The sequence below is a fragment of the Pseudomonas sp. BP01 genome (genome assembly GCF_022760795.1).
Taxonomy (GTDB): Bacteria; Pseudomonadota; Gammaproteobacteria; order Pseudomonadales; family Pseudomonadaceae; genus Aquipseudomonas; species Aquipseudomonas putida_Q.
In genome coordinates this window covers 27,993-41,148 of record NZ_JAFBKA010000049.1, presented here as the reverse complement: position 1 = coordinate 41,148, position 13,156 = coordinate 27,993, and the positions used below count along the sequence as shown (strand labels likewise).

7 protein-coding genes and 1 rRNA gene are annotated in these 13,156 nt (G+C 64.4%); 7 read left to right on the top strand and 1 reads right to left on the bottom strand.

Translation table 11 applies throughout. The annotated features are described in order from the left end of the window. From rrf to JOY50_RS27615, 7 genes are all read left to right on the top strand, one after another. Positions 1-101: ribosomal RNA gene (gene rrf / locus JOY50_RS27645) — 5S ribosomal RNA — on the top strand; the annotation flags it as partial. A gap of 150 nt (positions 102-251) precedes the next feature. Beyond that, positions 252-3,731 carry an exodeoxyribonuclease V subunit gamma gene (recC, locus tag JOY50_RS27640; RefSeq protein WP_243056136.1) on the top strand — a complete coding sequence of 1,160 codons (3,480 nt, stop codon included), beginning with the start codon at positions 252-254 and terminating at the stop codon, positions 3,729-3,731. Beyond that, complete coding sequence (recB, locus tag JOY50_RS27635) at positions 3,728-7,402, top strand: exodeoxyribonuclease V subunit beta (protein ID WP_243056135.1); 3,675 nt, start codon at positions 3,728-3,730, stop codon at positions 7,400-7,402. Before recC ends, recB begins: the two co-directional genes overlap by 4 nt. Next, positions 7,399-9,474: an exodeoxyribonuclease V subunit alpha gene (recD, locus tag JOY50_RS27630; protein WP_138737494.1), complete on the top strand. Its 2,076-nt coding sequence runs from the start codon at positions 7,399-7,401 to the stop codon at positions 9,472-9,474. Before recB ends, recD begins: the two co-directional genes overlap by 4 nt. 198 nt (positions 9,475-9,672) lie before the next feature. Next, positions 9,673-10,239, top strand: coding sequence for a YfiR family protein (locus JOY50_RS27625; RefSeq protein ID WP_243056134.1), 567 nt, complete (start codon positions 9,673-9,675; stop codon positions 10,237-10,239). Further along, positions 10,236-11,507, top strand: a complete 1,272-nt coding sequence (locus JOY50_RS27620) for a diguanylate cyclase domain-containing protein (protein ID WP_132842627.1) — start codon at positions 10,236-10,238, stop codon at positions 11,505-11,507. The genes JOY50_RS27625 and JOY50_RS27620 overlap by 4 nt, the downstream gene beginning before the upstream one ends. A gap of 4 nt (positions 11,508-11,511) precedes the next feature. Then, positions 11,512-12,003, top strand: a complete 492-nt coding sequence (locus tag JOY50_RS27615; RefSeq protein WP_132842625.1) for an OmpA family protein — start codon at positions 11,512-11,514, stop codon at positions 12,001-12,003. A 142-nt stretch (positions 12,004-12,145) separates the two neighbouring features. On the opposite strand, the gene JOY50_RS27610 is transcribed toward JOY50_RS27615, so the two are convergent. Continuing rightward, a complete protein-coding gene (locus JOY50_RS27610) occupies positions 12,146-13,096 on the bottom strand; it encodes a LysR family transcriptional regulator (RefSeq protein WP_138737493.1) in 951 nt (316 codons plus the stop codon). Positions 13,097-13,156: the final 60 nt, after the last annotated feature.

Here is a 13,156-nt window from a genome sequence, read left to right as displayed (position 1 = left end):
GCATTGGAACCACCTGATCCCATCCCGAACTCAGCAGTGAAACGATGCATCGCCGATGGTAGTGTGGGGTTTCCCCATGTGAGAGTAGGTCATCGTCAAGATTCATTTCGCAAAACCCCTATCTGCGTATGCAGGTAGGGGTTTTGTCTTTTCCGCCCAGGAAAAGATTTGTCTCCATGCATGCCATGGTCCACGGCATGCCCCGTGATATGGTTCCGCATCGGAATCAACCGCCTCCCAGGGAATGCTCAATGGCTACTACCACTCTCCACCCCGGCTTCATGATCGTCCACGGCAACCGCCTCGACGACCTGCGCAGCCTGGTGGTGAGCTGGATGCGTCGCTACCCCTTGGCGCCGCTGGAAAACGAAATTGCCCTGGTGCAAAGCAATGGCATCGCTCAATGGCTCAAGTTGGCGCTGGCTGAAGACCCGCAGGAAGATGACCAGGGCGGCTGCGGCATCGCCGCCGCAATCGATGTGCAACTGCCTGGCAGCTTCATGTGGCAGCTGTACCGAAGCGTGTTGGGCCGCGACGAAATTCCCGAGGTTTCGCTGCTGGACAAAGCTCCGCTGACCTGGCGCCTGATGCGCCTGCTGCCAGCTCTGGTCGAGCGCCCGCATTTCGAGCCGCTGCGGCGCTTCCTCACCGACGACAGTGACCTACGCAAGCGCTACCAGCTCGCCGAGCGCCTGGCCGACCTGTTCGACCAGTACCAGGTCTACCGCGCCGATTGGCTCAAGGACTGGGCTGCCGGCGAGCACATCGTCAGCACCGCCCGCGGTGAGCGCAAAGCGCTGCCCCCAGGCAACCGCTGGCAAGCCGAACTGTGGCGTGCATTGCTGGAGGATGTCGGCCAAGAGGGGATGGCACAGAGCCGCGCCGGGGTGCATCAACGCTTTGTCGAGCGTATCAACAGCTTGCAGCAGGCACCCGCAGGGCTCCCACCGCGGGTGATCGTGTTCGGCATCTCTTCGCTGCCAGCTCAGGCCCTGGAAGCATTGGCGGGCCTGGCGCGTTTCAGCCAGGTGCTGCTGTGCGTGCACAACCCCTGTCGCCACCACTGGGCCGATATCGTTGCCGACAAGGACCTGCTGCGCCATCAGTACAAGCGCCAGCAGCGCAAGCAGGGCATGCCCCTGCAACTGGACGACCAGTCGCTGCATCAACATGCCCACCCGTTGCTGGCGGCCTGGGGCAAACAAGGCCGCGACTATATCAACCTGCTCGACAGCTATGACGACCCGGGCAGCTACCAGGGGGTGTTCAGCGATGGCCGCATCGACCTGTTCAGTGATGGCTCGCCCACAACGCTGCTAAACCAGTTGCAGGACGACATTCTCGAACTGCGCCCGCTCGCCGAAACCCGCGAGCTGTGGCCGGCAGTCGACACGGCGAAAGACCGCTCGGTTCGGTTCCACATTGCCCACAGCCCGCAACGCGAAGTGGAGATCCTGCATGACCAGCTGCTGGCCCGCTTCAGCGCCGACCCGACGTTGCGCCCACGTGACGTGATCGTCATGCTGCCGGCCGTCGACACCTACGCCCCGCATGTCCGCGCAGTGTTCGGCCAGTTGCAACGCAATGACCCGCGCTACATTCCGTTCACCCTCACCGACCAAGGCCAGCGCGGTCGCGAGCCTTTACTGATCGCCCTCGAACACCTGCTCAAGTTGCCGGACAGCCGCTTCGCAGTCAGCGAAGTACTCGACCTGCTGGACGTACCGGCCGTCCGCGCCCGCTTTGGCATCCGCGAAAACGACCTGCCCACGCTGCACCGCTGGATCGAGGGTGCGGGCATCCGGTGGGGCATCAACGCCGAGCAGCGGGCCAGCCTGGGCTTGCCTGCCGGGCTTGAACAGAACAGTTGGCGCTTCGGCCTGCGGCGCATGCTGCTGGGCTATGCCGTGGGTGTGGGCGAGGCCTGTGACGGCATTGAACCCTACGACGAAATCGGTGGGCTGGACGCGGCACTGATCGGCCCGCTGGTTGCACTGCTCGATGCGCTCGAAGTCGCCTGCCAGGCCTTGGCCGAGCCTGCGACAGTCAGCCAGTGGGGTGAGCGCCTGCATGCCTTGCTGCAGGTGTTTTTCCTCGCCGAGGGCGAGCGGGACGAGCTCCTGCTGATGCAGCTGCAGGAGCTGCGCGATGGCTGGCTTGAAGTGTGCGAGGCCGTCGGCCTGCAAGACCCGTTGCCGCTGACCGTAGTGCGTGAAGCCTGGCTGTCGGGCCTCGACCAGGGCAAGCTGTCGCAACGCTTCCTCGCCGGCTCGGTGAACTTTTGTACCCTCATGCCCATGCGCGCCATCCCGTTCCGGGTGGTCTGCCTGCTGGGCATGAACGATGGTGACTACCCGCGCGCCCAGCAACCGCTGGACTTCGACCTGATGGCCAGCGACTACCGCCCCGGTGACCGCTCACGGCGCGAAGACGATCGTTACCTGCTGCTGGAAGCGCTACTGTCGGCGCGTGACCAGCTGTATGTCAGCTGGGTCGGGCGCAGCATTCGCGACAACAGCGAGCGACCTGCCTCGGTGCTGATCGGCCAATTGCGTGATCACATCGCAGCTGGCTGGCACTTGGCCGGTGCGCAGGAGGGGCCGGCAGCGCAGCCGGGTGAGCAACTGCTGCACGCACTGACCCAGGAGCATCCCCTGCAGCCTTTCAGCGCTCGTTACTTCCAGAAGGGCAGCCCGTTGTTCAGCTTTGCCCACGAATGGCAGCTGCTACACCAAAAGGGCGAGGAGGATGAGCAGGGTGACACCGGCCTGCCGCCTTACCTTGACGATGAAGCCCTGAGCCTGACCCAGCTCAACGACTTCTTGCGCCACCCGGTGCGGCATTTCTTCAGCCAGCGCTTGAAGGTGTACTTCGAGGCGCTGGAAACGCCAACCCCGGACGAAGAACCTTTTATCCTGGATACCCTGCAGCGCTACGGCGCCAGTGAAAGCCTGCTCGGCGCCGCGCTGGCCGAGCCGGGCAACGCCGAACAGGCGTTGCGGGCCCAGGCCCGGCGCCTTCAGGCTTGCGGTTTGTTGCCGCTGGCCGGTTTCGGCGAGCTGCTGCAAAGCGAGTTGATCGAACCGCTCCCCGACCTTCTGCAACGTCACCAGCAGTTGCTGCAACGCTGGCCGCAGCCGGTCGAGGGCGCTTTGCCGGTGCATTTCGAGCACGGCCCGCACCGTCTCGAAGGCTGGCTGGGGCGGGTCTTCCAGGCGGATGACCTAAGCCTGCTGAGTATCACCACCGTACCTAACACAATCAGCGCAGGGCGCAACAACCTCAAGTGGCACCGTTTGATCGCCCCCTGGGTTACCCACCTGGCGGCCTGTGCGGCAGGCTACCCCTATAACAGTGCACTGGTAGCCAGCGACCTGACCCTGTTGCTTGCGCCGCTGCCGCAAGAGCAGGCTGCGCAACTGTTGGGCGACTTGCTGGTGGCCCGTCAGGCGGCGATGAATGCGCCGTTGCCCGTCGCGGCCAAAACCGCGTTTGCCTGGCTGGCCCAGGACGATGCTGATAAAGCCCTGGCCGCAGCGGCCCGCGCCTACGAAGGCGATGAACGCACCCGTTTTGGCGAGCGAAGTGAAAGCGTTGCCCTGGCCCGCCAGTTCCGCGACTTTGCCGCGCTTAGCGCCGACGAAACCTTCGAAGGCTGGTGCGAAACCTTGTACCGCCCATTGTTCACCGCCCCGTGGCAGACCCTGGGCAACCCGGAGAAAGGCGCATGACCCAGGACCGTCCCCTGGCACTGAGTTTCCCCCTGCACGGCAGCCAGCTGATCGAGGCCAGCGCCGGCACGGGCAAGACCTTTACCATTTCGGCGCTGTACCTGCGGCTGATCCTCGGTCACGGTGGTGAGCAGGGCTTCGAACGCGAACTGCTGCCACCGCAGATCCTCGTGGTCACCTTCACTGATGCTGCCACCAAAGAGCTGCGCGAACGCATCCGCGCCCGCCTGGCAGAGGCTGCACGGTTCTTCCGTGGCGAACTGGAAGGCGCCGATCCGCTGTTGCATCAGCTGCGTGACGATTACCCGCAGGAGGCTTGGCCGCGTTGTGCAGGCCGCCTGGAAATCGCTGTGCAGTGGATGGACGAGGCTGCGGTATCGACCATCCACGGCTGGTGCCAGCGCATGCTGCGCGAGCATGCCTTCGACAGCGGCAGCCTGTTCACCCAGACCCTGGAAACCGACCATAGCGAGTTGCTGGGCCAGGTCATGCGCGATTACTGGCGGCGCTTCTGCTATGGCATGCAAGGTGACGCCCTGGCCTGGGTACGTGGCAACTGGGGCAGCCCTGACGCTTTGCTGCCACGCATTCGCCCACTGTTCGGCCGCGTACGCGCCCAGCAGGACGGGCCGGAGCCAGCCGCACTGATCCAGGCATCGCTGCAGCAACGTGGCGAACAGTTGGCCCGGCTGAAGGCACCGTGGGCGCAATGGGCCGAGGAACTGCGGCAGATCTGCCGCGATGCGCTGGCCGCCAAGCAGGTCGATGGCCGCAAGATGCAAGCCCGTTACTTTGAGCCCTGGTTCGACAAGCTCTGCGCCTGGGCCGGGGATGAGCAACTGGTGGAGCTCGACCTGGGCACGGGCTTTACCCGCCTGACCCCGGCCGGCATGGCCGAGGCCTGGAAGGGGGAGCCTCCCGAGCACCCGGGCCTGAACGCCATGCAGAGCTTGCAGCAACAATTGCAGGCCTTGGACAGCCCGGATGCTCCGCTGCTCGAGCATGCGGCCAATTGGGTATCCGCGCGTTTCGAAGTGGAGAAGCGCCGGCGTGCCGAAATGGGCTTTGACGACATGCTCGTGCGCTTGCAGCACGCGCTTGCCAGCGAGGCCGGCGAGCGCCTGGCCAGCCTGATCCGCGAGCAGTTTCCGGTAGCGCTGATCGACGAATTCCAGGACACCGACCCGGTTCAGTACGGTATTTTCGAGCGTATCTACCAGATCAGCGAAAACCGCGCAGAAACCGGCCTTTTCATGATCGGCGACCCCAAGCAGGCGATCTATGCCTTCCGAGGCGCCGACATCTACACCTACCTTGCCGCACGGCGCGCCACCAGCGGCCGCCTGCACAGCCTGGATACCAACTACCGGTCCAGCAAGGCCATGGTCGCGGCGGTCAACCAGGTGTTTCTGCAGGCCGAGGCGCGTGAAGCGGGGCGGGGCGCATTCCTGTTCCGCGAGGCCGATGACAACCCGCTGCCATTCATCGAGGTCCGCGCCAAGGGGCGTAGCGAACAGTTGCTGATTGACGGGGAGCCCAGTGCAGCCCTGCAGTGCTGGCAGCTGGAGAGCGAGGAGCCAGTCTCCAGCAGTGTCTATCGCCAGCAGCTGGCAGCCAGTTGCGCCAGCCATATCGTTGCCCTGCTCAATGGCGGTCAGCAGGGCACGGCGGGGTTCCAGAACGCCGAAGGCGAATTGCGCCCCTGTCTGCCCTCCGACATCGCCATCCTGGTGCGTGATGGCCATGAAGCGCAGATGGTCCGCGCCGAGCTGGCCGCACGCGATGTGCGCAGTGTGTATTTGTCCGACAAGGACTCGGTGTTCGCCGCCCAAGAGGCCCACGACCTGCTGGCCTGGCTCAAGGCCTGCGCCGAGCCAGACTCGGAGCGCCTGCTCAAGGCCGCACTGGCCAGCCTTACACTGGGCCTGTCGCTGACCGCGCTGGACCGCTTGAACCAGGACGAACGGGTCTGGGAAGGTTGGGTCATGCGTTTTCGTCATTATCGCGATACCTGGCAACGCCAAGGCGTGCTGCCCATGCTGCGGCACCTGCTGCATGACTTCCAGCTGCCGCGCACGCTGGTGCGCCGCAGTGATGGCGAACGTGTACTGACCAACCTGCTGCACCTGGCCGAGCTGCTACAGCAGGCCGCGGGTGAGCTGGACGGCGAACAGGCGTTGATCCGTCACCTCGCCGAACAACTGGCCAGTTCCGGGCAGGCCGGTGAAGAGCAGATCCTGCGTCTGGAGAGCGACGAACAGTTGGTCAAAGTGGTGACCATCCACAAGTCCAAGGGCCTGGAGTATCCCCTGGTCTACCTGCCGTTCATCTGCACCAGCAAACCGGTAGATGGCAGCCGTCTGCCGCTGGCCTGGCATGACAGCGAAGGTAACGCTCACCTCACCCTCACTCCGGAACAGCAACAGATCGAGCGCGCCGACGACGAGCGCCTGGCCGAAGACCTGCGCCTGCTCTACGTAGCCCTCACCCGCGCCCAGCATGCTTGCTGGCTAGGTGTTGCCGACCTCAAGCGCGGCAACCACAAGAGTTCGCAGCTGCACCGCTCAGCCTTTGGCTACCTGCTGGGTGGCGGCCTTGCCTTGGCGGGCTCGGAGCAGCTTGCAGGCTGGTTGCAGGCGTTGGCGTCAACCTGTCCGCACATCACTTGCCCGGGCCTGCCGCAGGCGGATGAACGCGTGTATCGCATGCCGCACGCCGAACGTGAGCTCTTGCCCGCACGCAAACCGCGCCGCGCGGCAGCCGAGCATTGGTGGATCGCCTCGTACAGCGCCCTGCGCATCGGCGATCAGACGCTCGTTGCCGACAGCTCGCAGGCCCAGCAACTGCTGGATGACGAAGTGGTCGATGCCCAGCTGCTGCGTGAGGTCCCGGCCGACAGCGGCGACATCCACCGCTTTCCGCGGGGGCCGAACCCTGGCACTTTCCTGCATGGTTTGCTGGAGTGGGCGGGGCGCGAGGGCTTCAGCCAGGTCAGCGACAACCCTCAACTGATCGAGCGTACCGTGGGCCAGCGCTGCAACCGCCGTGACTGGGCCGGCTGGATTCCCACCCTCAGCCAGTGGATGCAACGCCTGCTGGGCGAGGCGCTGCCATTGCCGGGCAGCGACCAGGGCGTGACGCTGGGGCAGTTGCGTCATTACCAGATCGAAATGGAGTTCTGGTTCGCCAGCCACCAGGTCGACGCCGAGCAACTCGATCGCCTTGTCGCACGCCACACCCACCCCGGCCTAGCGCGCCCGGCGGCGCAGCCAACCGTGCTCAACGGCATGTTCAAAGGTTTCATCGACCTGGCGTTCGAGCTGGACGGGCGTTACTACGTGACTGACTACAAGTCCAACTGGCTGGGCCCGGATATCCAGGCCTACGACGCCATGGCCATGGAAAAGGCCATTATCGAGCACCGCTACGACCTGCAGTACGTGTTGTACCTGCTGGCCCTGCACCGCCAGTTGCGCGCTCGCCTGCCGGATTACGACTACGACCGCCATGTTGGCGGTGCCTTGTTCATCTTCCTGCGGGGCGCCAGCAGCAGCGGCCACGGCGTGTACCACACCAAGCCACCGCGCGAGCTGATCGAACGCCTTGATGCGCTGTTCCGTGGCGAGCATGCGCCGGCACAGCAGGACCTGTTTGGCGGAGCCGTGCCATGAGCCGAAACCTAGTCGACCTGTTGCCCACCCCGTTGCACGCCGAGCATCTGCTGGCGCTGGCGCCACAGCATGACAGCGGTGACCTGCTGCAACTGCTCGATCGCTGGGTAGAGCGGGGCTGGCTGCGTGCCCTGGACCGCGCCTTCGTCTCGTTCCTCGAAGAGCGCGCCCCCGGTAGCGACCCCTTGCTATTGCTGGCGGCGGCGCTGGCCAGCCACCAACTGGGCCACGGGCATGTCTGCCTGGACCTGCAACAAACCCTGGCCGAGCCCGATTTCGCATTGTCGCTGCCGCCGGAAGGCGACGCCCTGATCGGCCCCTTGCTGCTGCCGTCGCAGTTGCTGGCCAACCTCGACTTGCAGGCCTGGCACGACCGCATCGCCGCCAGCCCACTGGTGGCCGCAGGCGATACCCCAGGCCAACAAGCGAGGCCACTGGTGCTCAGCGCAGAGCGCCTGTACCTGCGCCGTTACTGGAGCTACGAGCGGCGTATCGACCATACCTTGCGCCAGCGCCTGACCCAGGCCGAAGCGCCGCTGGCCGACCTGTCAGGCCGCCTGGCGCAATTGTTCGAGGGCGGTGCGCCAGCGGGCCAGGTGGACTGGCAGAAGCTCGCCTGTGCGCTGGCTACCCGTGCCGGTTTCAGCATCATCACCGGTGGCCCCGGCACGGGTAAAACCACTACCGTGGTGCGCCTGCTGGCCTTGCTGCAGGGGCCGGCAGTGGAGCAGGGCAGGCCGCTGCGCATCCGCTTGGCCGCGCCGACCGGCAAGGCTGCTGCGCGCCTGACCGAATCGATTGGCCAGCAAGTCGAGCGCTTGCAGGTCAGCGCCGAAGTACGCGGGCAAATTCCTACCGAAGTCAGCACCGTGCACCGTCTGCTCGGCAGCCGGCCCGGCTCGCGGCACTTCCGCCATCATGCGGGCAACCCGCTGCCGCTGGATGTGCTGGTGGTCGACGAAGCGTCGATGATCGACCTGGAAATGATGGCCAACCTGCTCGACGCCCTGCCACCCCGCGCGCGCCTGGTGCTGCTGGGCGACAAGGACCAGCTGGCCTCGGTCGAGGCCGGTGCGGTACTGGGTGACCTGTGCCGGGATGCCGAGGAGGGTTATTACTCGCCGGCGACCTCAGCGTGGCTGGAACAGATCAGTGGCGAGTCGCTGGCCGCCAGCGGCCTCAAGGCCGGTGATGAGCAGCGCAACCCGCTGGCCCAGCAATTGGTGATGCTGCGCTTCTCACGGCGCTTCGGGGAAGGCAGCGGCATTGGTCAGCTGGCGCGCCTGGTCAACCGCCAGGACTCCCATGCAGCGCGTAACCTGCTGGCCGCGCCGCCGGCCGACGTGCACAGCCTTGCCCTCAAGCACGAGCAGGACCGGGCTTTCGACCGCCTGCTGCTCGACGGCCTTAACCGCGGTGCCGAAGGCCCGCAGGGCTATCGCAGCTACCTGCGCACCCTTGGCCGCTACCGGCCTCCACTCGACACCGCATTTGACGACCCCGCGTGGGAGCAATGGGCGGGCAGGGTGCTGCACAGCTTCGAGGACTTCCAGTTGCTGTGTGCCGTGCGCCGTGGCGCCTGGGGTGTCGAAGGCCTCAACGAACGGGTGGCGCGGGTACTGCACAATGCCGGGCTGATCGACAGCCAGCAGCCCTGGTACGAAGGCCGCCCGGTGTTGGTAACCCGCAATGACTACGGCTTGGGCCTGATGAACGGTGATATCGGCATCGCTTTGCGCCTGCCGGATGAGCACGGTGAGCCGCTGCTGCGCGTAGCCTTCCCGCGTAACGACGGCAGTGGTGGTGTGCGTTTCGTTCTGCCGAGCCGGCTCAATGAAGTGGAAACGGTATTTGCCATGACCGTACACAAGTCCCAGGGCTCGGAGTTCAGCCACACGGCCCTGGTGCTGCCGGATGCGCTCAACCCGGTGCTGACCAAGGAACTGGTGTACACCGGCATCACCCGGGCCAAGCACTGTTTCAGCCTGGTGGAGCCACGCCAGGGCATTTTCGAAGAAGCGGTGGCGCGCAAGGTGCGGCGTATTTCCGGGTTGATGCTGGAACAGGTGTAAGACCGCGGGGCCCTATCGCCGGCAAGCCAGCTCCCACAGGTGCAGCACAGCTTTCAAAGGCTGTGCTGCACCTGTGGGAGCTGGCTTGCCGGCGATGGGGCCATCAATCCCGATACATGAAGCAGCTCATTCCTACAACCATGCGGCCATGTGCTATCGTTGCGCCGATATCGGAAGGGACTTTAAGAGATTTCCCACATGAAGGTGGCCGCAAGGCGAGTGACAAGCTGTGCGCTTTCGCTATTGCTGGCCGTCCTGTTCCTTTGCGCAGGCCCTGCCCAGGCAGACCCCGGCACAACCGCCGCCCAGGCGCAGCAACGTGCCAAGGCCGTCACCCAAGTGGTACTCGGCATCTTCAGTTACGCCCGCTGGCCCGTCGAACCTTCACCCTTGCGCTTGTGCCTGGTCGGCCCGACCGAATACGCCGATGACCTGATCAAAGGCCATGTGCAGGAGTCCGGCCGCCCGCTGCAGGTGCGGCGCCTGCTGGCAGAAGACACTCAGGTTGCCCAGGCCTGCGATGCCATTTACATCGGCAAACTTGACCAAGGCCAGCGTGATCGGCTGTTCGAGCGTGTCAGCGGCCACCCGGTACTGAGCATCAGCGAAGCGAACGACCCGTGCACGGTGGGCAGCCTGTTCTGCCTGCGGGTCAGCGACCAGCAGGTGGCCTTTGACATCAACCTCGACTCGGTGGCGCGTTCCGGGGTACGCATCCACCCCAGTGTGCTGCAATTATCGCGGCGCCGGGCGGTGCAGCCATGAAGCCGACCCGCAAGCATGGTGTGCGCCCGACCCTGCGCTCGGTGCTTGGCCGTGGCCACCTCAGCGTTGCCTTGCTCGCCGTGGGCCTGGCCGGTATTTCACTCACCCTGTTGGGCGTGCTCGCCCTGCGCGTCTACGCCAACCACAACCTGCACCTGATCGCCCGTTCGATCAACTACACCGTGGAAGCGGCAGTGGTATTCGACGACAGTGCCGCAGCCAATGAATCGCTGGCACTGATCGCCAGTAAAGAGGAAGTGGCCGAGGCCAAGGTCTTCAACGGCGAAGGCGGGCTGCTGGCGCACTGGCAACGCGCCGATACTGGCATGCTCGCCAAGCTTGAAGTGCAGGTTGCCACTGCCTTGCTGGATGAGCCGATCAACCTGCCGATCCTGCACCAGCAACAGCAGGTCGGGCACATCGAGCTGGTCGGCCAGGGCCGTAGCCTGTTGCTGTTTTTGCTCAGCGGCCTGGCTGGCATCCTGTTCTGCACGATTCTCAGCGCCTTGGCGGCCCAGTATCTGTCACGGCGCCTGCTCAACGACATCACTCGCCCGCTACGTGGCCTGGCCAGTGTCGCCCACGCCGCTCGCCGCGAGCGCAGTTTCGACCGCCGTGTGCCGGAGGCGCCGATTGCCGAACTCAACGAACTGGGCAACGACTTCAACGCCCTGCTCGACGAACTCGAGGTATGGCACAGCCACCTGCAGAACGAAAACCAGACCCTGGCCCACCAGGCCAGCCACGACAGCCTGACCGGCCTGCCCAACCGCGCCTTCTTCGAAGGGCGCCTGAACCGCAGCGTGCGTAACGCTGCGCGGCAGCAGGACCACCTGGCGCTGCTGTTCCTGGACAGCGACCACTTCAAGCAGATCAACGACACCCTCGGCCATGCCGTGGGTGACGAAGTACTGATCAGCGTGGCCGACCGTGTGCGTGCCCAACTGCGCGAGCACGACCTGGTGGCACGCTTGGGCGGTGATGAGTTCGCGGTACTGCTCACACCTTTGCAGTCGCGCGAGGACGCCGAGCTCATCGCCGAGAAGATTGTTGCCAGCATGAAGCTGCCCGTGCAGCTGGACAGTGGCCGCAGTATCGCCACCTCACTGAGTGTCGGTATTGCCTATTACCCGGATGACGGCGCTGACCCCGCCAGTCTTCTCAATGCCGCCGATGCGGCGATGTACCAGGCCAAGCGCAAACGCCGAGGCCATTGGCAAGTGGCGCAGACGGAACGGTCCGCCAATGAAATCAAAAACAGGAGTTGAACCCGTGATACACGCTTTACGTTTTCCCCTTTGGGCCTTGTTGCTCGCCGTGCTGGCGCTGACCGGTTGCCAGAGCGCACCCCCCAAGGGCCTGACCCCCGAACAGATTGCCGTACTCAAGCGCGAAGGCTTTACCCCAACCGATGAAGGCTGGGCCTACGACTTGTCTGGCAAGGTGCTGTTCGGCAGCGACCTGGATGGCCTTAACGGCCCGAGCCAGGCGATTGTCGAGCGCATTGGCAAGGCGCTGCTTGGCGTTGGCATCCAGGGTGTACGGGTGGACGGGCATGCCGATTCGTCGGGCAAGGCGGCGTACAACCAGCAGCTGTCCGAACGCCGTGCGCAGAGCGTGACCAAGGCACTGGTAGGGGTTGGCATGCAGGCGCAGAATATCCAGAGCCGTGGCCTGGGTAGCAGCCAGCCGGTGGCGGACAACCGCACCAGTGCCGGGCGTACCGAGAACCGTCGGGTGTCGATAGTGGTGGCGTCCTACTGACCGCTGTCCTCTGAGCTATCACATTTCTCTGTAGGAGCAGCCTTGTGCTGCGAAGAGGCCAGACCAGGCACAGCAGTTGTATTGCCATGACTGGCCCCTTCGCAGCACAAGGCTGCTCCTACAAAGGAGCTATGCAGCCCCATTATTCCTGGGCAAAGCGCATCTCGCGGGTTTCCCCCATCAACAACGGCGCATTCGCCTCAGTCACCCCACGGATGTAATCCCACAACAGGGTAATCCGCTTCAACTTGCGCAAATCCTCCCGGCAATACATCCAGAATTGCCGCGTCACCTCGATCTCCTCCGGCAGCACCGTCACCAGTCGCGGGTCTTGCGCCGCAAGGAAACACGGCAGTATCGCCAACCCACGCCCCTGCAGTGCGGCCGTGTACTGGGCAATCACGCTGGTACTGCGCAAGTGCGCGCTGGCGCCGGGAATCAGGTTGGCCAGGTACAAAAGCTCCGAACTGAACGCCAGGTCGTCCACGTAACTGATGAACGGGTGCCTGGCCAGGTCGGCCACCTGGCGGATCGGGGTGTGGCTGTCCAGGTAGTCTTGGGTCGCATACAGCCGCAAGCGGTAATCGCACAGTTTGCAGCACACATAAGGCCCATGCTCCGGCCGCTCCAATGCAATGACGATGTCCGCCTCGCGCTTGGACAGGCTGATGAAGTGCGGCAGTGGCAGGATATCCACCGAGATCGCGGGGTAGGCATCAACGAAGTGGCTTAACTGCGGGGTGATGAAAAAGCTGCCGAAGCCCTCGGTGCAGCCCATGCGCACATGCCCCGACAACGCCACGCCCGACCCGGACACCTGCTCGCACGCCATGTGCAGCGTGCTTTCGATCGACTCGGCATAGCCGAGCAAGCGTTGGCCCTCGGCGGTAAGGACAAAGCCGTTGGTCCGCGATTTTTCGAACAGCAACGTGCCCAGCGCCCCTTCCAGCGAGCTGATGCGCCGCGACACCGTGGTGTAGTCCACGCTCAGGCGTTTGGCGGCGCTGCTGGCTTTGCGGGTGCGCGCCACTTCGAGGAAAAACTTCAGGTCGTCCCAGTTGAGCGCGCTCAGGGATGTGAGGTCTTTTTGCATGATGATCCGGTTTTTTTGTGCGTTCTTGTTGGATGTTTGCACATCTATACTCGAAACAAG